Consider the following 23102-nt stretch of genomic DNA (forward strand, 5'->3'; position numbering starts at 1 on the left):
TTCTTACTAGAGACAAGTGATTTTAAAATTTAATAGTAATATGTAAGGGCAACGCTTGAGTAATATTAAACAAGATCCATCAATACGAAATTTACTTAATAGGATGCCTGAAGAGGTTCAGCAAAGTTTTACAGAAGAACAATTATCTCATCTTAAAATAGCCATTGGCGCTAGGCAGTGGGGAGTTCATGCCGTAGATTGCAGAGGTGTTGTTAGATTATTTAAGTACAGATATTACTTTGTATTATTAGCGGGTCGAAATAGGCGACAATTAAGTGCTACCGAAAAAAAAGCCTCTGCCATAGCCCAAGCCACTTTAGTGACTTTGGGTTTTTTTATAGTGTTGTTATTTATTTATTTGTTAAAATCAGCATTAGGTATAAATATATTTGAAGGTTTTTCATTAGGTATATGGAGTTACGTTAAAAGTTTATTTTTATAGGTTAAATATAAACAATATTTAAAAAGTTTAGATTTGTTTATATATGTTTTTATTTTATTTATTATAGTTTGAATTGGTTACGGCCTGTTAAGCTGTTGTTAGTTTTTAAATGCGATATTATTGAATATAGATAATTGATACGTTATTATTAATTAATAGGCACGTGGTATTTATCCACAGCACTTTACTTAGGGACTAAGAGTATGAAGTCATCAAGGACGTTTAAACCAACTGGCTCTTCCGATGCTAATTTTTATCGTTTGTTCGATATATTCGCATTATTTTTAGCTTTTCAATGCTCTGCACTTTTTTATAGTTTTGAACTGTCGGCTCATTATATGGTAGCCGTTTTAACCGTTGCGCTAAGCTTTTTATACTGTGCCGAAATATTCTCTGCTTATCGCTCTTGGCGTGCTGGTAAATTTAAAACTATGGTTTTGTGTGCTTGGGGCTCATTGTTTGTCGCCTTTAGTATTCTATTTTTTATATCTTTTATTTTTAAGTTTACTGAATCGCTCTCACGCATTGGTTTAAGCTTATGGTTTTTACTAAGTGTTGCCTTTTTATATATATGGCGTTTTGGGGTTTATTTATATAAGCGAAACCGCCGTAGTTTGGGTATGAACTTGCGTAACGTTGCCATAATAGGGGCTACAGAATCTGCTGTGTATTTGTATGACGAGATTGAAAAAAACGATGAGCTTGGTTTTAAGTTTTTAGGTTTTTTTGATGATCGTAAACCAAAACGTTTATTTAACAATGTAAAGACTTACGAAGTATCCGGAACTATTCAAAATGCTATATGTGCTGCCCGCGAAGGTAAAATCGACATACTTTATATAGCTCTTCCAATGAAAGCCGATAAACGTATAGCCGATTTGTTATTACAACTTGGCGACACCACGGTAGACGTACACTTTATACCTGACTTTTTACTTTCAAACTTAATACATGCCCGTGTTGAACACGTTGGTGATGTAGACACGCTAAGCGTTTTTGAATCTCCTTTTATAGGTGCTCGTGAGTTTATTAAACGCACCGAAGACATAATAGTATCGTCGATTGTTTTACTGCTTATATCTCCTATGCTTATTGCTATAGCGTTTGCTGTTAAGTTTACCTCTAAGGGGCCTGTAATTTTTAAACAAGACAGATATGGGCTTGATGGGCGTAAAATTAAAGTATGGAAATTTCGCTCAATGTCGGTAACCGAAAATAGTGCAGTGGTAACTCAAGCTACTAAAAACGATGCCCGTATTACAAAGTTGGGCGGCTTTTTACGCCGCACTAGCCTTGACGAGTTACCACAATTTATAAACGTGCTAAAAGGCGATATGTCAATAGTAGGGCCACGCCCACACGCAGTTGCCCACAATGAAGAGTATCGTAAAAAAGTTGAATTTTACATGTTTAGGCATAAAGCTAAACCAGGTATAACTGGTTGGGCACAAATTAATGGTTGGCGAGGCGAAACCGATACGCTTGATAAAATGGAAAAACGCGTTGAACACGATTTACATTATATAAAGAATTGGTCTTTATGGTTAGATGTTAAAATAATTTTTATGACAATTTTTAAGGGATTTAAAAATGCAAATGCATACTAAAAAATCAGTTGTACCTTGTGCCGTAGTTTTATTGTCGGCAACGTTGTCAGCTCCTGCATCGGCCGAATTTACGCCAGGCAGCTTTATGACCAAAGATGGTGCCGAAATTACCCCAGTTTTGCAAACGGGATTAAGCGTTAACGACAATGTTTTTAATACACCAACTGATGAAGAGTCGCGTGTGATTTGGACTATTTCACCGGGTGTTGCAGCAGTAATAGACGATGGCCCCGACAGCTACAAGCTAAGCGTTGGCACCAGTAGCTCTTTATATAATAAAGATTCTGTTGATAACTTTACTCAAGTTAATTTGGGTGCCGGCGTACACAAAGAAATTACCAGCCGACACGTTTTTGATATTAACGGTACTGCTGATTGGCTGTATGAACCACGAGGTACTGGTTTAACGCAGGGCTTGGGCGATATTGTTGATGAGCTTATAAAGTATCAACAACAAGATATTACTGGTACTTATCAGTTTGGTTCGCAAACATCTAAGGCACAATTAGAGTTGGTTTCTGGTTTTTACAGTAAAAAATATCAAAATTTTAGAGCTACATCACAATACCGCGATTACGATAAAACGTTAGTTGGTGCAAAAGGATATTACAACACGCAAGCTGCAACACGTATGTTTGTAGAAGTAACCCGCAATGACTACCGGTATGACGTTTTAGAGGCTAGTGGTGTTTCTCGTAATTCTGATGATATTAAAGTGCTTTTTGGTATGGAGTGGGAAGCAACGTCACTTACCTCTGGCACATTTAAGTTTGGTTACCAAAATAAAGATTTTGACGATAACCAACGTGAGAGTTTTAGTGGCTTAAGCTGGGAGGCTGGTGTTACTTGGCAGCCTTTAACCTATTCTACATTTGATTTTACAACCAGTAGGGCAGCAACCGATCCACTGCTTGAAGGCGATTACATCAAAGAGAGCACCTATGGCGTTAAGTGGAAGCACAATTGGAGTGACTATTTAGTATCTGTAGCGAGTGTGGGCTATATAGATGAGCAATATACAGGCGATATTGGGCGTAACGATAAAACAAAAAGCGCTCGACTTGGTTTTAATTACGAAGCTAATAACTTTGGTTTAATTTCGACCTATGTTGACTTTATTGATAAAAACTCTAATCAGCCATTAATCGAGTTTGATCGTGTAATAATGGGTATTAATTTTACATTCGCTTTAAAGGCTAATTAATGAACTTTAAACTTTTTTTTAGTGCTGTTTGCTTGTTTTTAAGCGCAACTTGCTTTGCACAAACAGCGCAAGACTATGTGTTGGGCCCGGGCGACAAAGTAGAAATAAAAGTATTTGGTGAACCCGATTTAGAGGTAACGGCACTGCTAGGTAATAGTGGCGAGGTTAATTACCCATTTTTAGGGGCGCTTAAGCTTGCTGGACTAACTACTTTCGAGGTTGAAAAGTCAATTGCTAATGGCCTGCAGCCTGATTATTTAAAAACCCCAAGTGTATATGTTCAGGTTGTTGAGTATAGGCCTTTTTATATTCATGGCGAGGTTAAATCTCCCGGTGCTTACCCTTATCAGCCAGCCATGACAGTTAACCAAGCCGTTGCATTGGCGGGCGGCTTAACTGAGCGGGCATCAACTGATAAAATTTATATTTTTAAAGAGCAAACTAAGCAGCAGCAACAAAAAGGCACTCTTAACAGCCAAATTGCAGCAGGCGATACAATAAAAATAGAACAACGCTTGTTTTAAGCAGTTTATAGGCACTAAAAAATGAATAAAGCACCAGAAAAATTTAATAATGAAGAAATTATCGATTTGAGAACATACCTTAAAGTTATCGCACGTACTAAATGGAAAGTTTTAAGTTTTGCTATAGTTATTACACTGCTTAGTATAATGATTTCCTTAACTTTAATTCCTAAATACACTGCAACAGCTACACTACTAATTGAAGCCGAAGCAGCTAAAGCTGTTAGTTTTGAAGAAATTTACGGCCTAGATACTAATCAAAAAGAGTACTATTTAACGCAGTTTGAGGTAATGAAATCTGACAGCGTTGCTAGGGAAGTCATAAAAAAACTTCATTTAGGTTCATATGATGATTTTATTGCTAAACCTAGCGTGATGGGTGAGGCAAAATCTTATATAAAAAATGTATTTCCTTTTTTGAATAAAAATGAAGAAAGATATTTATCTGCTGAAGAAATAGCTGAGCGTGATATGTTGATTTTACTGTCAGTATTTAAATCTAAGCTTTCAATATCACCTATCCGTAAAACTCAGTTAGTAAATATAAGCTTTGAGTCAAGTAACCCTAAATTAGCAGCCTTAGTTGCTAATACTGTAGGTGAGGTTTACATTGATAACCAAATGCGTGCGAAAATGGGGATAACTCAACAAGCCTCTAATTGGCTTAATTCTCGGTTGTCGCAATTACGTATTCAGTTAGATGGTTCAGAAGAGCGTTTGCAAGACTTTCGAGAAGAACAGCATTTAATCGATATTGAAGGTATAGCAGGGCTTGTAACACAAGAGCTTGAGCAAATATCGGCTCAATTAATTGAAGCGCGCAACGAAAAAAACAAGCTTGAGAGCATTAACCGAGTTATAACCGAATACGGTAACAATAATCTTGAGTTACTAGGAAGTATGCCTGAAATAACATCGCATAATGTTATTCAAAACGTAAAACGTGACGTAGTTACCGTTGAGCGCAAGTTAAGTGAATTAAGTGAAGTTTATGGTCCTAAGCACCCTAAAATTATATCGGCCAGTGCAGAGCTTATTACGGTTAAAAATAACCTTAATAAACAAATTAAAGACCTAATTACGGGTATTGAAAAAGAGCTCAATAGAGTCACAAGAACCGTGAATGCACTCGAAAATGATTTAAGTAATATTAGAGCGCGTTACCAAGATATTACCCGCAAAGAAACTCAATATAACCAGTTAAAGCGTGAAGTGGAAACAAACCGCAATATATTTAATACGTTTCTATCACGCTCTAAAGAAACCGAAGTAACAAGCGATTTTACCTCTGCTGCAGCACGCTTTACCGACCGAGCTTATGCGCCGAGCATCCCAAGTAAACCCAATAAAAAGCTTATTGTAATACTTACGTTTGTAGGGAGCTTAATTTTTGCAATAGTTATGAGCTTTATTTTTGATGCCCTTAACGATACCGTTAAAACAAAACCAGACGTAGAAAGCAAATTAGCACAGCGTATGCTAGGGTTAATCCCGCAAGTAAAAATACCTAAGAAAAGTGTACTGCCTATGCACGCATACCTTGACGAGTCGTATAGGCGCTTTGCTGAGTCAGTACGAACATTTCGTACTAGTTTACTTTTAACTCAGCTCGATAAACAGCATAAAATAATTGCAGTTACTTCTACAGCACCAGGTGAAGGTAAAACAACAACATCTTCTAATTTGGCTATATCATTAGCTCAAATGGGTAAAGTATTGCTAATTGATGGTGACTTACGTAAGCCAACTATTGCTAAGCGATTTGAAATACCGGTTTATCACCCTGGCTTAACTAATTTAATAGTGGGTACAGAGGAGCTAAGTGAGTGTGTTCACATTGATGAAAAATCAGGCGTAGTAATAATGCCAAGTGGGCAAATACCAAGTAATCCACTTGAGTTGTTATCAAACATTAAGTTTTCACAGTTAATAGAACACCTTAAAACTCAGTACGACCATATAATTATTGATACACCACCGACACAAGCTGTTAGTGATGCATTAGTAATAGCTCAAAGTGCTGATTCGGTTATATATGTTGTAAAATCAGACGTTACACGTATAAAACCAATTAAGGCAGGCCTTGAGCGTTTATTTGAGGTAAAAGCACATGTAGCGGGCGTGGTGCTTAACCAGGTAGATATGAGTAAGTCTAACGATGAGCATAGTTATGGTTACTACGACTACCACGATTACTCTAAAAAACCTGAACCTGAAAATACTTAAATGGCCTATAAATTGTGATTGATATACATTCACACATTTTGCCAGGTATTGATGATGGCGCTAAAGATTTAAATGAGTCTTTAGCGCTTTTAAAAATGGCGCAAAGCGACGGTATAACGCATATTGTTGCAACCCCCCATATTCATTTAGGCCGATATAATAATTCGGCTCCCCAAATTTTTAACGATTTAACTCGCTTAAAAGCAGCTTGTTTAGCCCAAAATATTAATATTAAAATTGCAGTGGCTGCAGAGGCTCGCCTTGATGTTGAGTTAATGCCGCTTATTTTAACTAATAAACTACCGTTTATTGGCAAAAAAAATGGCTCTAATTATTTATTGTTAGAACTACCTCATTCACATGTACCTCAAGGGTATGACAAATTCATTACTTGGCTCGCTAAACAAAATATAAAAGTGGTTATTCCTCACCCAGAGAGAAATCGTGATATTCAGTCAAACCTATTTTACATTGAAAAACTAACACGGTTAGGGTGTGAGTTTCAGTTAACAGCGTCAAGCATTGAAGGCCTTTGGGGAGAGAAAGCTCAGTACATTAGCGAGCATATGCTTAAAGCCGATTTAGTGAGTTATATTGCATCTGACGCACATTCGGTAAAGCGTAGGCCACCTATTTTAAGTAAGGCAAAAAAACGAGTAACCGACATGCTTGGTAAAAGTAAGTCGCATACACTGTTTGTAACAAACCCTAAGTGCTTAACTGAGGTACTATTTAATGATTGATCAGCTGGTTTTTAAGCGGTTACAACTTGCGCTGTTGGCAATAGTTACACTCATTATTTGTTATTTTAGTTTACAAAGTATGCGCGCTAATGCCTGGTATTTTAGCTCACTAAATACAGTACAAGAACTCAGTAACACTTCACCCCTTGATGCACCTGAGGCGTATAATAATGAGCTTAACACAGCCCAAAAAGCTATTAAATTAGCCATAGAGATTGAGCCCGAACATGCCCATTATTTACATTTTTTAGCGTATATTAAGCTGCTTGCTTTAGCTAACACCGATCAAACTGGGCAAAGTAAACTAGATACTGAATATAAGGAGATTCAATCGCTTTTACTTCATTCTACCCAGATTAGGAGCTCATGGGCTGAAACTTGGATTGAACTTGCTAAAGTTACTAGCTACCAACAAGGGCCAAGTAAACAAGTTTTAAAATATATTGATCAGGCAAAAAAAGTAGGCCCATACAAGCTTGATATGCATTTAGGTATTATAGAAATTTCATTAGCAAATTGGCAAAACCTACCGCCAGAGTATAAAGCATTGTATGTAAATTCTTTAAGTATGGCTGCCCAGTATGGTTATCGATTTAACCGCATTTACACTATTGCTGAACAATTAAATCAACTACCTACTTTGTGTATGTCGCTACAATTTGGCGCAGCATATAAAAAACTTAAACAGCGTTATATTTACAAAAAAACCTGCAAATAAAAACGCCCAGAGGCTTATAAAAACCTCTGGGCTATAAAGTGACTCTAAATTGAGCCTAGCGTTAACTAAAACACTTTCTTGGTTCATTAGGGAGAAGAAGAAAGTAATGTAAAGTGTAGTAAAGCTACCTAATAAAGCATAATTAATTTTGCCACCTGGTTACAATTGATAACAAAGGATTAGATTAACTGTGCGTTCTAGCGTTTTTATTTAAGTGATGTTTCACTGTTAAGGATAATATTGTGCAATTTAGAAAAGATATAAATGGACTTCGAGCTCTAGCTGTAATTGGTGTAGTGTTATTTCATTTTAATGCAGCTTGGTTGCCAGGTGGTTTTGCTGGGGTTGATGTGTTTTTTGTTATATCAGGTTTTTTAATGACCGGTATAATATTTAAAGGAATAGAGCAAAAAAACTTTTCTATAGCTCACTTTTATGTTGCGAGAGCTAATAGAATAATTCCAGCATTAGCCTTACTTTGCTTTTTAATGCTTCTTTTTGGTTGGCTTTATTTACCCCCTCTAGATTATCAACTTCTTGGTAAACATGCTTTAAGTAGCATTAGTTTTTTATCTAACATTACATATTGGACTGAAGCAGGTTATTTTGATGCTGCATCTCACGAGAAGTGGTTGCTACATACTTGGTCACTTTCGGTTGAGTGGCAATTTTATATAATTTACCCACTTGTATTGGTGTTTATTCATAAGTTCACAACTATTAAATTAATGAACTACTTAATTGTAGCTGCAACTTTTTTAGGCTTTGTATTTTGTGTTTTTGCTAGTTTTAATTGGCCGAATGCTGCTTACTATTTATTACCTACTAGAGCATGGGAAATGATGATAGGCGGTGTAGCTTATCTATTTCCAATAGTGGTCAGCAATAAAAAGAAAATGCTTTTAGAGAGATTAGGTTTGGCGTTAATTGTGGGTTCTTACTTTATAGTCACTAAAGAAGATGCATGGCCAGGTTATGCTGCTTTGTTTCCAGTTTTGGGTGCCTTTTTTGTGATTTTGGCCGCTCGTGATAAGAGCTTTATTACAGGGAATGTATTTTTTCAGAAGATTGGTGCATGGTCATACTCAATCTATTTATGGCATTGGCCGCTAGTTGTTGGTATTTATTACTACACATTAGACGATAAGTATATCTACTTAGGAATAGCATTATCTGTGTTTCTAGGCTTTTTAAGTAACAAGTACATAGAGCAAATAAAATTCAAAAAAGATTTCAGTAAAATTAAAGATTACTTGAAGTGTAAACCTATTTATATTGCTTTAGGGCTTGTAACGCTGTCATTAATTATTTTTGGCAAGACAAGGTATTTTTATAATATGCCAGATGATATATATAAAGCCGTTACAGTCACATCTACAACTAATAATAGTGACTATACCTTTGATAAGTTGAGAGAGTTAGAGGATAAGACAACTTTTAGGGATGTTAAATACAAACTTTTAATTATTGGAGATTCGCAATCTGGAGATTTCGTAAATTCGTTGTATGAAACAGGCTTGAGTAATAATGTTGATGTAATTTCAAGAATAGTAGCAGCGAGGTGTCAGGTATTTGCGCTTGACGAAGAAATGCTAAATAGATCTTTCAAGGTTAACGATAATATTTCCAATGGGAATATTTCTAATGAAAGATGTCAAAAACAAATATCTACAATACAGGCTGATGAAGCTTTAGATAAAGCCGACGTTATTGTAGTTTCGATGTTTTGGAAAGATCAAAGTTTACCTTATGTTTTTAAATCTATTGAAAATATAAGAAGTAGAAACAAAAGCGCGAAAATTTACGTTGTTGGTGGTAAATCTTTCAATAGATCAGCACAAGATATCATTTACGAATCGTACTATGAAAATACTGATATTAGTGCGGCTGCCTATAAAGAGATCTCAAGTAACGACAGTGCTAAAATAGACTTTCAAAAAAGTGAATTTATTAAATATCAAAAAGTATTAAACTTTAACTTTATTAATATTATGGACTTTTTTTGCTCTAGTGGTGAATGTACCATTTTAGGTAGTAAAAATGAGCCTTTGTACTTTGATGATACACACATAACTGAGTTTGGAGCTAAGTATCTGGGGACTAAAATTAAGGAAAGTAATTATTTTCCTAATGATTTTTATCAATAAAAATCAACTTTAAAATTTAGGCACGGATAGTAATGATAAATTTCAATCTAGGTATTTAAGCTTACTTTTAGGGTATATCTTGTAATTTACATTCTTGAATTACAAGATACTTTTTAGCATGTGGTGAAACAATTCTGACATTAAGTTTCTTAAAATTATAAATTTAAACCCAGCTTATTAACTGCGTATTCTGCACTAGATCTCGTGGTAGTGAATTTTTAATCTTATTTTTTTGCCATTTCCCGAGCCCAATAGGGCAACCACATAGCGTTAATACCACCTCACCTATTGTCTGAGTGGCTTCAGCTAAGCGTATATCTTTACCTTGAAAATAATCATTTGCTTGCTCGTTATTTAAAGCAAATATGTTAGTTTTACACTCATTGCCAAATACGGTTGCAAACTCATGGGTTAGCCTTACGCCGTTTTTATGAATAATGCCAATTTGAATACCTAAGCGTGCATATTTAATTTTATTTTGCACGGCTTCAAACCCCTCAGGAAATAACCACAGTTCTTTGTCACGCTGCATTAGGCTGCCAGGCAGGTTAGTTAACCCAAAATGCTTTTTAAGTGATTGCATAAACGCGGCACTTTGCTTTTTATCAAACCCGTTAAACGGAAACGCGCCTTTTTTAACAGTTTGATTTGGGTTATCGCAACTTGCGTGTTTTTTAAATTTAGCGATAAAAAAGCCTTCGCTATCGAATGTTTGCGGCCATACATGTAAATAGCCTTCAGCGGTAGTGGCTTTACTTGCACCTTCAAATAAATCACTTAGGGATTGTGGCGCTATATAGTCGCCAAATTCACTGAGTAAATAATCACACACTTGCTGGTTTTCGAGTGGGGTAAGTGTGCAGGTCGAATATACTAAGGTGCCACCTGGCTTTAATGCATAAAAAGCGCTTTTAATTAAGTCTTTTTGTACTTGGGCTATTTGAATGTTTGATTCTATTGACCAATTTTTTAGTGCGTCGGTATCTTTACGTACTGTGCCTTCGCCAGAGCAAGGCGCGTCTAGCAATATGCTATCAAAGCATTCAAACATGTAGTTGCCAAATATAACGCCATCAAAGTGCGAGAGCGCACAGTTGCCAACCCCCATGCGTTTGAGTGTTGCGCTAAGTACCTTTAAACGAGATGACGAAAGCTCATTTGCAACAAGCACGCCTTGGTTATTCATAAGTGCTGCAAGCTGTGAGGTTTTAGAGCCCGGTGCTGATGCCATATCAAGTATGGTGTTATTTTGAGAGTCTGCGAGTTCAATACTTTGCTTTAATGCGATAGGGGGCAGCATTGAACTTGCTTCTTGTACGTACATAGCACCGCTTAGATGTAAGTCGGTATTACCTAGGGCTAGGTTTTGCTCTTCATCGCTTGGGCGTTCTAACCAAAAGCCTTCACTGCACCATGGGATTGGGGTTAGCAGCCAATTTTTTTCAGTGGCACGTTTTACAAATTCTTCAATGCTAATTTTTAATGTATTAACGCGGATAGATTTTCTGAGCGGCCTGCGACACGCATTTAAAAAGTCATCTAAGTTTAGATGCGCTGGTAAATAGGTTTTTACGTCATCAATAAAGTGCTCAGGAATAAAAGTGTTGGCGTTCACGCGTTAGCTCATACTATAAAAATAAAGCGCGATAATAGCATTTATATTAGGTATTTTCAGCGCTAAAAAACGTAACGTAAGTTTGACTGTGGTGTCGACACTTTATTGTTTCTATCCATCTTAAAAGTGATTTTATACGACTTTAGGTTAATGGTGTCGACAATGAGCGTGTTTTTTAGCCATTTTGATAGGTTTAAGGGTTGACATGATTTTTTAATAAGCCCATAGTAACTACATTAATTGTCGACAATCCAAAAAATAACTTATGACACACACATTTTTAAACGAAGCGCCTATAACTACCGCATCAGATCAAGTATTTGTAGATATGCGCCGTGAGATTGTTGAAGGCATTATAGTTCAAGGCAGTAAAATATCAGAGCCTGAGCTTGCCAAACGTTATGGTGTAAGCCGAGCAACGCTTAGAGAGGCGTTAAATCGCCTAGAAAGTTGCTACCTTGTTGAGCGTAAAGCTAACGTAGGTTGCCGCGTAGTTGCCCTTACCGCTGAGCGTTTGATTGAAGTTTATCAAGTTCGCAGTTCACTTGAAGGTTTGGCATGTAGGCTTGCTGCCGACAATATGGAACCCGAAGAAGTAAAAGGCTTAAAGCAATTACTTAATCAGCACCTACAAACACAGCGTGTTAAAGAGGGCGAATCTTACTATCAAGAAGCCGGCGATTTAGATTTTCATTACCGTATTATTCAAGGCAGTAAAAACGCGCATTTAATTCACTTACTGTGTAATGAGCTCTATCAATTAATACGCATGTACCGTGTACAAATGGGCATGGTGGGGCCGCGTGTATCAAAAGCGTTTGATGAGCATTTAGCGATTATTAACGCCATTGAAAACCACGATGGCGAGCTGGCCGAAATGCTTATGAAGCGCCACATCAGTGCATCGCAAGCAAATATTCAAACCAAATTCGATGTATACCAATCAATATGAGTATTCGAACAATTTAACGGATTAAATCGCTCTATAACGTCGTTAAGAATTTTTTATTTAGAACCACTAAACATAAAAATTATTGCCTAGTTACAGAACGATTTTCTTATCGTTAAATAGACCTCATACGCATACAGATTGATATTAGTCGCAAAAAACAGAAGCTGCTAAAAGCTAAAAGTTAAGTAGAGCAGTTAAACAGTCACAATTACAGATTAAAACTATAAGTTACTCCACGTAGCAACCGTTCAAAGTTAGGAGAAAGTAATGTCAGCAGGATTAAAATTTAAACACGCTATTGCCAATAACCGCCCTTTACAAGTGGTAGGTACTATTAACGCCTACACAGCGATGATGGCTGAAAAAATGGGTCACCAAGCTATTTACCTCTCAGGTGCCGGTGTTGCAAACGCTTCGTTTGGTATGCCTGACTTAGGTATGACAAGCCTTGATAACGTGCTTGAAGATATTCGTCGTATTACGGGTGCGAGCGATTTACCACTACTTGTTGATGCCGATACCGGTTGGGGTGGGGCGTTTAACATTGCACGCACAGTAAAAGAAATGACTAAAGCGGGTGCGGCGGGTTTTCATATAGAAGACCAAGTAGCGCAAAAGCGCTGTGGTCATCGTCCTAATAAAGAAATTGTAAGCCAAGGTGAAATGGTTGACCGCATTAAAGCGGCTGTTGATGCAAAAACCGATAGCGATTTTTATATTATGGCGCGTACCGATGCATTTCAAAAAGAAGGTTTAAACGCCGCGATAGACCGTGCAGCTGCCTGTGTTGAAGCCGGTGCTGACGCTATTTTTGCAGAAGCCGTACACGACCTTGCTGATTACCAAGCGTTTGCAAAAGCGATTAACGTTCCAATTTTGGCAAACATTACTGAGTTTGGCCAAACACCTATTTACACAAAAGAGCAGTTAAGCAATGTAGGTGTTGAAATGGTGCTTTACCCACTCAGTGCATTTAGAGCCATGAACAAAGCAGCGCTAAACGTGTATTCAGCAATTTTAAATGAAGGCTCACAACAAAGCCAAATTGAAAATATGCAAACGCGTTCTGAGCTTTACGACTTTTTAGATTACCACACGTACGAGAACACACTCGACACCCTTTTTTCATCAAAATCTGACAAATAATAAAATCACACACAAATTTAAGATAGGAGAAGATCATGGTAGATAAAGCATTAGGCGGCGCGGGTTTACGCGGACAAGTGGCTGGTCAAACAGCATTGTGTACTGTTGGGCAAAGTGGTTCTGGTTTAACGTATTGTGGTTACGATATCAGTGAACTTGCCGAAAAAGCGCAGTTTGAAGAAGTGTCTTTTTTACTTTCACGTGGTGAGTTACCAACCACAAGCGAATTGGCAGAATATAAAGCAAAACTAAAAAGTTTACGCGGCTTACCTGATGCGCTTAAAACCGTGCTTGAAAATATTCCTAAAGACGCACACCCAATGGATGTAATGCGCACGGGTTGCTCAATGTTGGGTAACCTTGAAATGGAGCTTGATTTTAGCCAAGCTAATGATGCAATCGACCGTATGGTTGCTGTGTTCCCAAGTATTATTTGTTACTGGTACCGCTTTACACACGATGGCGTACGCATTGAAACACAAACTGATGACGACTCAGTTGGCGCACATTTTTTAAATTTATTACACGACAAAGCACCTAGTGAATTGTTTGCACAAGTGATGAATGTATCACTAATTTTGTACGCAGAGCACGAGTTTAACGCCTCTACCTTTACAGGGCGTGTGTGTGCATCAACGCTTTCTGATATTCATTCTTGCGTAACTGGTGCGATTGGTACGCTACGTGGTCCATTACATGGTGGTGCTAACGAAGCGGCAATGGATATGATTCAAGGTTTTACAAGCGCTGAACATGCCGAGCAAGAAATTATGGGCATGCTTGAACGTAAAGACAAAATAATGGGCTTTGGTCATGCGATTTATCGCGAATCTGATCCGCGTAATGTAATTATTAAAAAGTGGTCTGAAAAACTAGCCAATGAAGTAGGCGATACCGTACTTTACCCTGTGTCTGTTCGTTGTGAAGAAATTATGTGGCGCGAGAAAAAGCTGTTTTGTAATGCCGATTTTTTCCATGCATCTGCTTATCACTTTATGGATATTCCGACTAAGTTATTTACGCCAATATTTGTAATGAGCCGTGTTACGGGCTGGACAGCACATGTAAAAGAGCAGCGCGCTAACAACCGTATTATTCGCCCAAGTGCCGATTACACAGGGCCTGATGCACGCAGTTACACACCAATAGAGTCACGTTAAAAATGGGTGAGCACGCATGTGCTCACTTTTTTATTGCACATAGCCACTAGCGAGTAGTTTTTCTCAAACTTTTTATTAAACACGCTAGCTGTGAGCAAACACCGTCACCAAATTAGCGAACCCTTACCATGACCATAATTAATAATACCCAATACCGTAAACCTTTACCGGGCTCAAATGTCGACTACTACGATACGCAAGAAGCCGTAGATGCAATTAAGCCAGGTGCATACGCCACACTACCTTATACATCGCGTGTATTTGCCGAAAACCTAGTACGCCGATGCGACCCTGCCATGTTAACCGATGCACTTAATCAGCTGATTGAGCGAAAGCAAGATTTAGATTTTCCGTGGTATCCGGCGCGGGTAGTGTGCCACGATATTTTAGGGCAAACAGCGCTTGTTGATTTAGCAGGTTTGCGTGATGCAATTGCAGCCAAAGGCGGCGATCCGGCTAAAGTGAATCCGGTAGTACCCACGCAGTTAATAGTGGATCATTCACTAGCGGTAGAGCATGCCGGTTTTGATCCTGACGCATTTGAAAAAAACCGCGCCATCGAAGACAGACGAAATGATGACCGTTTTCACTTTATAAACTGGACTAAAACTGCGTTTAAAAATATTGACGTTATTCCACCGGGTAACGGCATTATGCATCAAATTAATCTTGAAAAAATGTCGCCGGTTATTCAAAACCGAGATGGCATTGCATTTCCAGATACACTAGTTGGTACCGACAGCCACACGCCACATGTTGATGCGCTGGGCGTTATTGCTGTGGGCGTAGGTGGGCTTGAAGCTGAAAGCGTGATGCTTGGTCGTGCTTCTTATATTCGCCTACCTGATATTGTAGGCGTGGAGCTAACAGGTAAGCGCCAACCCGGTATTACCGCAACCGATATTGTGTTGGCTATTACTGAATTTTTACGTGAGCAACGTGTTGTATCTACTTATTTAGAGTTTTACGGTGAAGGTGCAGACGCGCTTACACTTGGCGACAGAGCAACCATTTCAAACATGACACCTGAATTTGGCGCAACTGCAGCCATGTTTTATATCGATGATAAAACAATAGATTATTTGCGTTTAACAGGGCGTGAAGAAGAACAAATTGCCCTTGTAGAAAACTACGCAAAAACAGCAGGCCTTTGGAGCGATAGCTTAAAAACCGCAAAATATGAGCGTGTACTTAAGTTTGATTTATCAAGCGTGGGGCGCAATATTGCAGGTCCATCTAATCCGCACCGCCGTGTATCGACAAGCGATTTAGCTAAAGAAGGTATTTCGGGCATTGTGGAAAATGAAGAAGGCTTAATGCCAGACGGCGCGTGTATTATTGCGGCTATTACTAGTTGTACCAATACCAGTAATCCACGCAATGTAATTGCCGCAGCACTCCTTGCCCGTAACGCAAATGTAAAGGGTTTAATGCGCAAACCTTGGGTTAAAACTTCATTAGCACCAGGTTCAAAAGCGGTGCAATCATACCTTGAAGATGCAAACTTACTTACAGAGCTTGAGCAACTTGGCTTCGGCATTGTTGGTTTTGCGTGTACTACCTGTAACGGTATGAGCGGGGCGCTTGACCCTGTTATTCAAAAAGAAGTCATCGAACGCGATTTATACACTACAGCGGTGCTTTCGGGCAATCGTAATTTTGACGGGCGTATTCATCCTTATGCTAAGCAAGCATTTTTAGCGTCACCTCCTTTGGTTGTTGCGTACGCCATTGCAGGTACTATTCGCTTTGATATTGAAAAAGGAATACTTGGGCAAGATCAACAAGGCAACGATATTACGCTTAAAGATTTATGGCCATCAGACGAAGAGATTGACGCAGTAATTAAGCAAAGCGTTAAGCCTGAGCAATTTAGAAAAGTATACGAGCCTATGTTTAATTTAACTGTAGATTACGGTGAAGATAACGACCCACTTTACGACTGGCGCCCAGAAAGCACCTACATACGTCGCCCTCCTTATTGGGAAGGTGCACTTGCGGGTGAGCGCACTATGACCGGTATGCGCGCGCTTGCAGTACTTGGCGATAACATTACAACGGATCATTTATCGCCATCAAACGCAATTATGGCAAGTAGTGCTGCTGGCGAATACCTGACCAAAATGAACGTCCCAGAGGAAGACTATAACTCGTACGCAACGCATCGAGGCGATCATTTAACAGCGCAGCGTGCAACCTTTGCCAATCCAAAGCTGCTAAACGAAATGGTACTTGACGAAAACGGCGAAGTTAAGCAAGGTTCGTACGCACGATTAGAGCCACAAGGTACTAATACCCGTATGTGGGAAGCAATCGAAGCTTACATGGAGCGTAAACAACCGCTTATTATTGTAGCCGGTGCAGATTACGGGCAAGGTTCGTCGCGCGATTGGGCTGCAAAAGGCGTAAGACTTGCAGGCGTTGAAGTAATAGCAGCAGAGGGCTTTGAGCGTATTCACCGTACTAACTTAATTGGTATGGGGGTTTTACCGCTTGAGTTTAAAGCAGGCACAACGCGTAAAACTCTAAAGCTGGATGGCAGTGAAACGTACGATGTAACGGGTGATTTAAAACCAGGCGCCACAGTTAATTTAAGCATTACCCGTAAAGACGGTGAAGTGCTTACTGTGCCTATGAAGTGCCGTATCGATACCCAAGAAGAGCTTTCTATTTACGCGGCTGGTGGTGTGTTACAACGCTTTGCTCAAGACTTTTTAGAAGCAACGCAATCTGCATAAGGGCAAACACTATGTTTAAACCGCAAATTAAAGTGCCTGCAACCTATATGCGTGGCGGCACCAGTAAAGGTGTGTTTTTTAATTTAACTGATTTGCCAAAGCCTGCTCAAGTAGCAGGCGAGGCGCGCGATAATTTATTACTGCGTGTTATTGGCAGCCCCGATCCGTATGCCAAACAAACGGATGGAATGGGCGGCGCTACATCAAGCACCAGTAAAACCGTAATCCTAAGTAAAAGTGAGCAAGCCGAGCACGATGTTGATTACTTGTTTGGTCAAGTGGCTATAGATAAACCTTTTGTGGATTGGAGCGGTAACTGCGGTAACTTAACGTCAGCAGTGGGGGCTTTTGCTATTAGTAATGGTTTGGTCGATAAAAGCAGAGTACCTAATAACGGTGTTGCTATTGTGCGTGTGTGGCAGGCTAATATTAAAAAAAGCATATTAGTGCATGTCCCTATGACCAATGGCGAAGTACAAGAAACCGGCGACTTTGAGCTCGATGGCGTTACTTTTGCAGCAGCTGAAGTAAAACTTGAATTTATTGACCCCGCTGATGGCGATGGCGCGTTATTTCCAACTGGTAATGTAGTTGATGATTTAGAAGTACCGGATGTTGGTACTTTAAAAGCAACAATGATAAATGCAGGTATTCCTACCATATTTATTAACGCCACTGATATTGGTTATACCGGCACAGAGCTGCAAGACGATATAAATAATGATGTTGCAGCGCTTGAAAAGCTTGAAACCATTCGTGCTTATGGCGCTGTTAAAATGGGTTTAATTACTAACATTAGTGAAGCGCAAGCTCGTCAACATACGCCAAAGGTTGCGTTTGTTGCATCACCTTTAGATTACAAAGCATCTAGCGGAAAGCTCATTGAAGCTGCAAATATCAACTTGTTAGTACGCGCTATGTCGATGGGTAAACTGCACCATGCCATGATGGGCACAGCTGCTGTTGCTATTGGCACGGCCGCAGCAATCGAAGGCACACTCGTAAATATAGCCGCTGGTGGCGGCGCATTGAGTGAAGTTAACTTTGGTCATCCGTCGGGCACGCTAAAAGTAGGTGCTGAGGCTAAAAATAATGCTGGCAACTGGCTAGTTACCAAAGCAAGTATGAGCCGAAGTGCACGCGTATTAATGGAAGGGGTTGTAAGAGTCCCTTACTAATCACTGGGGAAGTTAAGCACAACTAAACATTTATTTTAGTTAAGCAAACAAATTTTATAAACGTTTGCTTAGCTAAAGTAAAACCTACTCATACTCGTTAGAAATAATCCTTTTTCATTAATTTTTCGAATTATCGACTTTTTTAGCTCTCATCCACCGCATTTACTTGAAGAATATAATTAACAAACTAAATTGTATGTAATATTCATTTAATAAAGTGAATATATTGTATCAATATGTGCTGGTTCTTTATGAGTGTCTATAGGTTATTGAATAATAGAGATGCTGATAAAGAAGTAGCTCATAGAATAAAGATAAATACTTCTATAAAACGTATAAATATGTAGCATAACTATATAGCTTAATGGTATTTTTAAAGTTCTGGTAACAAAGGTTATGATTGTGTACTTTTTTAAGGCTTTTTAGAATATAAAAAGCTTATGTAAGGCACTATCAACTAAACTAATATCTGATACTCATTCCAGGCTATCAAGGAGAAATAAATGGTAAAGCGTACGATCAAATTTACACCTATTGCAGCTTCAGTTGCACTTACATTAGGCTTAACAGCTTGTGGTTCAGATAACGACAGAAATATTCCTGTTACACCTGTAGAATCTTTTACTGCAACGGGCGATGCACAATTCAACATTGAAGTAACAGGTAAAGCAGTTAAAGGTTCAATGAAAAATGCTGTAGTAACTGTAATGACTTTAGATGAATCTGGTCAAAGCGTTCCTGTGGCATTTCGCTCAGCTGCCTCAGCAGAGCCAGAGTCTTTTTCTGAAGAAGCACTATCTCAAGATGCTGCAGATGCCGCGGTAGAAGCAAGTAAAATTGCCGCTAACCCTGAAGTCTTAACTGATGAAAGCGGCCGTTACAGCATCTACCTAGATGATGATTTTACTGGTCCTGTTTACATTACTGTTAAAACGTCTGAAGAAGGCGATGATAGCTTTTTACGTTGTGATGCTTACGTAGGTTGTGGTAATTACGATGTAGCGCCAGAAGTTGACGACGAAAATGATGGTGATACTGCGATTGAGTTTGGTGAATGGTACAAAACTGACCTAGAGCTTTCAGTTGTTAAATTCATTCCAGTTGTTGAAGCTGATCCATCAGGAGCGAGTGGTTCTGCAGGCGACACTAATGTTACAGGTTCTTATAAAGCAAATGTTACTTTTTTAACATCATTAGTTGCATCTCTTCTTCTTGACTCAGGCTCGAGTGTAGATGAAGGTGCTATAGCTACAGCTAGCTTAAACACTGTTGTACAAGTAATGGGTCAAGACGCAGCACTTTTACTTTCTGCTATTATTGGCGACTTATCTAACGGCGGCGCTGTAGATTTAAGTGATGTTGATGGTGAAGAAGAGCTTACTGATGGTATTTTAGCAATTGCACAGTTTTCATCTTCAATTCAGGGTTTACCTTCAATTGGTGATGTAATGAGCAGCATTAAAGCTGGTATTAAATCAGGCCAGTTTAAAGGTAATGCTGATGCTAGCATTGCAGCAATAGCGACAATGTTACAAACAGCTATTACAAATACTGCAAATGTTTTTGTTGCTATTGCAACGGGCACTGAAGAAGATATTAAAGCTGCATTGGAAGCAGCTTTTGCAGCAAAAATTCCAGCTCCTACTGCTGGTGAGATAGTTGCGTTTGCTGCTAACTCAGCTGATGTTGCTAAAAAAGCAAAAGCAGCTAAAGATAAAGCTGTGAAAAATGGTGCAGCAACTGATGCTGGCCTTGCAGCCGCTGCAGTAAAAGTTAAAAAAGCACTAGAAGTAATTGGTTGTACTGGTGCAGAGTGTACAGTTGGAGATGATTTTTATACAGCTCTAGCAGCTGCATTAACGGTAGAAGTTACAGCTTCACAAACTGCACTTACTGCACTAGAAATGGATATTGAGACAGCTCAAAGTTCACTTGCTGATGTTCAAGCAATGGGTGGCGATGCTCTTACAGCTGATAACGCAGCTGCATTTGTAAGTGCTGTAACATTACTGAAAAATGAAGCTGCAACAGCTGATTTAACAGTTAAAGCGGATTCTATTTTTGTTAAATCACAAGGTTATGTAACTGCTGCAAAAGCGCTAGTTACTCAAAGCTCTGATTACCAACAGATTCTTGATTCTGCAACGTCTTTACAAACAGATGCATTTGATGCTGTAAATGATACCGCTGCATACGACGCTGCATTAGCTGCACTAGTAGCGGAAGCAGAAGCAGCGATTGAAACGTTTGATATTGCTCTTGCTGCAGCAAAACTAGTTGCTGAAGATACTGCAGACGTTGCTGATGAGAAAAAATCAGCAGCAGACACAGCTGAAGCAGCTTCTACAAGCGCACTTGCTAACGCAGAAGGTGCAATGGTAGATACAGCCGCAAACGCAACTGAAGCTCTTGAGCTTGCAATGACTGCTGTTACTGCTGCGTCTGATTTTGCTGCTGCTGTTGATGCACTTGAAATTGCTATTGAGCAAGCACTTGTTGCTGCTAATGCTTACCTAGACCTTGAAGGCGAAGGCGCACAAGCAATGATTGATGCGCTTACAGCTATGCAAACAGCTGCTGAAGCTCAAGGTGAACTAGCTAGCGACCAATTTGTAACAGCTTATAACCTACAACTTGTGGCTGAATCGGCGGTTGCTAAACTTGAAGTACTAACTTCTGTTAAAGCTACATCAGAGTCATTATCGACTATGACTGTCCTTACTAACACTGGCGGTCAAGCGGTTATCGATGCAGCAGATGTTCTTGCTGACGTAATTGATGAATTAGCTGAAATGGGTAACTCAGGTGAAGGTACTTCTACTCGTCAACCTGATTGGTCATATAACTATGACTTAGATGCGTTAGTTTTAGAATTAGAGAACGAAACCACCGGTGAAATGATCAGTGCTTCAGCTTCTTACCAAGGCGAGCAATTAGTAGTTGCTTGGGGCGCTACATTAATGGGTGAAAATGACGCAACTGTTTCACTTGTTACGGGTGAAAGTCGTACTGCAGCTCTAGAAGAGTGTGAACTGTTTGCTGACGGTACAATTATTGATCCTACTCAAATCGATTCATGTTTAATATTTACTTTTGATAGTGCGGTTGATAAAAACACAGTTGATGACGCTGAAATCGTTAATACTGAAACTTGGAACCATATCGAAATTATGGACGGTGATTCTGGTTTTACAGGTATGTTAAATTTAACTGCTGATGATGCTACTGACATGGGTACAGTTACACTTGAAGGTATGTCTGGCGACTTAGACTTTAAAGTAATGGGTATGGTTGACAGTAGTGGTGATGAAGATGAAAGTACATTAGAAGTTATGGTTAAAGGTGACGCAGCAATGGGTTACACATTATCTCTAACTGGTATGGAATCTACAGGTTACACTGGTGATGTTAAAGCTATGTACAATGGCGACATGATGTCATTTGGTACTGCTTCTAAAGTTACTAACGGTGTATCTATCACTTACATCGATGGTGATGTAGTGCCTTACACTGATGTTGATTTAATTGATTCATCTAAGTAATATTTAAACTATAAAAGGGGAAAGCAGCGCTTTTCCCTTTTTTTATAGAAAGCGATTAAATTATGAAAAAAAAAATTCTCTTGTTAGGATTTTCAACAGCTTTTATTTCTCCTCTTGCTTCCGCAGATAACCAATTTCAAATATTTACTCATTTTGACGCAGAAATTTATACTGAAGCACAACCAGTACAAGCCTTTGTAGATGATTTTGATGCACCATTAAAATCGGGTGACAGTGCGTTTACCTATAATATTTTTGAAGTGGGTGTTGGCTACGGTAATTTTAAAGTGGGTTTACAAAGTCGTTATGACTATGTTCTTAACTTTGATCCTGATACAGCTAAATATACTCATACCGAAAAGAATGATTTAGAGTTTGAAGATAGATTTTATACTTATTACCTCGATGCTAAACAAGCAACGTCTAATGGTGTATTCGTATCTTATGATTTTAAATTTTTAGATAAAAATGCATTAACAATAACACCTAAGCTTTCTGTTTTTGCCAGCTCACACTATCAAGATGCCACTGTAAATGGTGAGATTTTTAGTGATGAAGTTGAAGGTGCTGTAACTGTCGATTACAACTTTTCAAAAGATATTTTATTTAAAGAATTTACACCTTCACAAAAGCCTGAAGGGCTAGGCTATAGCCTAGATATTTTTGCCGATTGGCAAGTAAATGACGAACTTAAAGTTGGTTTTAGCGTAAAAGATTTGCTCTATAAAACACAGTACGAAGACAGCGGCTCCGTAAAAGGTCAAACTACTGAAATTCCATTTAGCGAAGATGACAACGGCGATATTATTACTCAGCCAACAGTTTCATTAAAAACATCTGCATTTGGAAATACGGTATCTCATGATTTCGAAATGGAAATGCGACTACAAGCATTTGCCGATTACAGAATAAACGACCGATTTTCGACTCAGTTAACTTTAAAACGTTACGATAAAGACACGTTTAGCCAATTAAAAGGCCGTATTCACTTCTGGGATCATTGGCGAGTACAAGCAGGCTACGAAACAAAAAGCGAAGCATTTTTAGTTGGTATAGAAAACGAATATTTTGGTCTTAATTTACAAACTGATAGCCTAGATTTAGATAAAGCCTATTATGCGAATGTGAATTGGTACGTGAACATTAAGTTTTAAGGAATG

General features: G+C 38.8%; 16 protein-coding genes. 15 read left to right on the forward strand and 1 reads right to left on the reverse strand.

Features of this window, described 5'->3' with window-relative positions:
- Window positions 1-55 precede the first annotated feature (55 nt).
- From JG479_RS06590 to JG479_RS06625, 8 genes are all read left to right on the forward strand, one after another.
- On the forward strand, window positions 56-442 hold the full coding sequence (locus JG479_RS06590; protein WP_200220174.1) for a 3-phosphoshikimate 1-carboxyvinyltransferase: 387 nt from the start codon (window positions 56-58) through the stop codon (window positions 440-442).
- Between the two features lie 203 nt (window positions 443-645).
- The gene (locus tag JG479_RS06595; RefSeq protein ID WP_200220175.1) at window positions 646-2049 is read left to right on the forward strand and encodes an undecaprenyl-phosphate glucose phosphotransferase; all 1404 of its coding nucleotides are present in this window, start codon (window positions 646-648) and stop codon (window positions 2047-2049) included.
- Window positions 2033-3253: an outer membrane beta-barrel protein gene (locus JG479_RS06600; protein WP_200220176.1), complete on the forward strand. Its 1221-nt coding sequence runs from the start codon at window positions 2033-2035 to the stop codon at window positions 3251-3253. The genes JG479_RS06595 and JG479_RS06600 overlap by 17 nt, the downstream gene beginning before the upstream one ends.
- Entirely contained in the window at window positions 3253-3777 is a 525-nt protein-coding gene (locus tag JG479_RS06605) for a polysaccharide biosynthesis/export family protein (RefSeq protein WP_200220177.1), read from the forward strand. Before JG479_RS06600 ends, JG479_RS06605 begins: the two co-directional genes overlap by 1 nt.
- Before the next feature lie 21 nt (window positions 3778-3798).
- A complete protein-coding gene (locus JG479_RS06610) occupies window positions 3799-6003 on the forward strand; it encodes a GumC family protein (protein WP_200220178.1) in 2205 nt (734 codons plus the stop codon).
- Window positions 6004-6017: 14 nt separating this feature from the next.
- Complete coding sequence (locus JG479_RS06615) at window positions 6018-6746, forward strand: tyrosine-protein phosphatase (RefSeq protein ID WP_200220179.1); 729 nt, start codon at window positions 6018-6020, stop codon at window positions 6744-6746.
- Entirely contained in the window at window positions 6739-7464 is a 726-nt protein-coding gene (locus JG479_RS06620; protein ID WP_200220180.1) for a VpsP family polysaccharide biosynthesis protein, read from the forward strand. Before JG479_RS06615 ends, JG479_RS06620 begins: the two co-directional genes overlap by 8 nt.
- Before the next feature lie 242 nt (window positions 7465-7706).
- On the forward strand, window positions 7707-9611 hold the full coding sequence (locus JG479_RS06625) for an acyltransferase family protein (RefSeq protein WP_200220181.1): 1905 nt from the start codon (window positions 7707-7709) through the stop codon (window positions 9609-9611).
- Window positions 9612-9774: 163 nt separating this feature from the next.
- On the opposite strand, the gene rsmF is transcribed toward JG479_RS06625, so the two are convergent.
- Window positions 9775-11226 (reverse strand): 16S rRNA (cytosine(1407)-C(5))-methyltransferase RsmF, encoded by a 1452-nt coding sequence (rsmF, locus tag JG479_RS06630; RefSeq protein WP_200220182.1) that lies wholly within the window; start codon window positions 11224-11226, stop codon window positions 9775-9777.
- Window positions 11227-11491: 265 nt separating this feature from the next.
- Between rsmF and JG479_RS06635 the strand changes: the two genes are divergently transcribed.
- The 7 genes from JG479_RS06635 to JG479_RS06665 all read left to right on the forward strand — a co-directional run bounded on the left by JG479_RS06635 (window position 11492) and on the right by JG479_RS06665 (window position 23096).
- The gene (locus tag JG479_RS06635; RefSeq protein WP_200220183.1) at window positions 11492-12178 is read left to right on the forward strand and encodes a GntR family transcriptional regulator; all 687 of its coding nucleotides are present in this window, start codon (window positions 11492-11494) and stop codon (window positions 12176-12178) included.
- 267 nt (window positions 12179-12445) lie between these two features.
- Window positions 12446-13324 carry a methylisocitrate lyase gene (gene prpB / locus JG479_RS06640; protein ID WP_039489991.1) on the forward strand — a complete coding sequence of 293 codons (879 nt, stop codon included), beginning with the start codon at window positions 12446-12448 and terminating at the stop codon, window positions 13322-13324.
- A 35-nt stretch (window positions 13325-13359) separates the two neighbouring features.
- Window positions 13360-14484: a bifunctional 2-methylcitrate synthase/citrate synthase gene (prpC, locus tag JG479_RS06645; RefSeq protein WP_039489990.1), complete on the forward strand. Its 1125-nt coding sequence runs from the start codon at window positions 13360-13362 to the stop codon at window positions 14482-14484.
- A gap of 128 nt (window positions 14485-14612) precedes the next feature.
- A complete protein-coding gene (acnD, locus tag JG479_RS06650) occupies window positions 14613-17222 on the forward strand; it encodes a Fe/S-dependent 2-methylisocitrate dehydratase AcnD (protein WP_200220184.1) in 2610 nt (869 codons plus the stop codon).
- 11 nt (window positions 17223-17233) lie between these two features.
- Window positions 17234-18400 (forward strand): 2-methylaconitate cis-trans isomerase PrpF, encoded by a 1167-nt coding sequence (gene prpF, locus JG479_RS06655; RefSeq protein ID WP_039489986.1) that lies wholly within the window; start codon window positions 17234-17236, stop codon window positions 18398-18400.
- A gap of 503 nt (window positions 18401-18903) precedes the next feature.
- Window positions 18904-21942, forward strand: a complete 3039-nt coding sequence (locus JG479_RS06660; RefSeq protein WP_039489984.1) for a hypothetical protein — start codon at window positions 18904-18906, stop codon at window positions 21940-21942.
- 62 nt (window positions 21943-22004) lie between these two features.
- Complete coding sequence (locus tag JG479_RS06665; protein ID WP_039489982.1) at window positions 22005-23096, forward strand: hypothetical protein; 1092 nt, start codon at window positions 22005-22007, stop codon at window positions 23094-23096.
- Window positions 23097-23102 lie beyond the last annotated feature (6 nt).

Origin of the sequence: Pseudoalteromonas sp. LC2018020214 (assembly GCF_016598755.1) — a bacterium.
GTDB lineage: Bacteria > Pseudomonadota > Gammaproteobacteria > Enterobacterales > Alteromonadaceae > Pseudoalteromonas > Pseudoalteromonas distincta.

Excerpts from the sequence above, each read along its gene's own strand:
- JG479_RS06595 (WP_200220175.1), top strand. The coding sequence starts at position 646 with ATGAAGTCATCAAGGACGTTTAAACCAACTGGCTCTTCCGATGCTAAT.
- JG479_RS06600 (WP_200220176.1), top strand. The coding sequence starts at position 2,033 with ATGCAAATGCATACTAAAAAATCAGTTGTACCTTGTGCCGTAGTTTTA.
- JG479_RS06605 (WP_200220177.1), top strand. The coding sequence starts at position 3,253 with ATGAACTTTAAACTTTTTTTTAGTGCTGTTTGCTTGTTTTTAAGCGCA.
- JG479_RS06610 (WP_200220178.1), top strand. The coding sequence starts at position 3,799 with ATGAATAAAGCACCAGAAAAATTTAATAATGAAGAAATTATCGATTTG.
- JG479_RS06620 (WP_200220180.1), top strand. The coding sequence starts at position 6,739 with ATGATTGATCAGCTGGTTTTTAAGCGGTTACAACTTGCGCTGTTGGCA.
- JG479_RS06635 (WP_200220183.1), top strand. The coding sequence starts at position 11,492 with ATGACACACACATTTTTAAACGAAGCGCCTATAACTACCGCATCAGAT.
- prpB (WP_039489991.1), top strand. The coding sequence starts at position 12,446 with ATGTCAGCAGGATTAAAATTTAAACACGCTATTGCCAATAACCGCCCT.
- prpC (WP_039489990.1), top strand. The coding sequence starts at position 13,360 with ATGGTAGATAAAGCATTAGGCGGCGCGGGTTTACGCGGACAAGTGGCT.
- acnD (WP_200220184.1), top strand. The coding sequence starts at position 14,613 with ATGACCATAATTAATAATACCCAATACCGTAAACCTTTACCGGGCTCA.
- prpF (WP_039489986.1), top strand. The coding sequence starts at position 17,234 with ATGTTTAAACCGCAAATTAAAGTGCCTGCAACCTATATGCGTGGCGGC.
- JG479_RS06660 (WP_039489984.1), top strand. The coding sequence starts at position 18,904 with ATGGTAAAGCGTACGATCAAATTTACACCTATTGCAGCTTCAGTTGCA.
- JG479_RS06665 (WP_039489982.1), top strand. The coding sequence starts at position 22,005 with ATGAAAAAAAAAATTCTCTTGTTAGGATTTTCAACAGCTTTTATTTCT.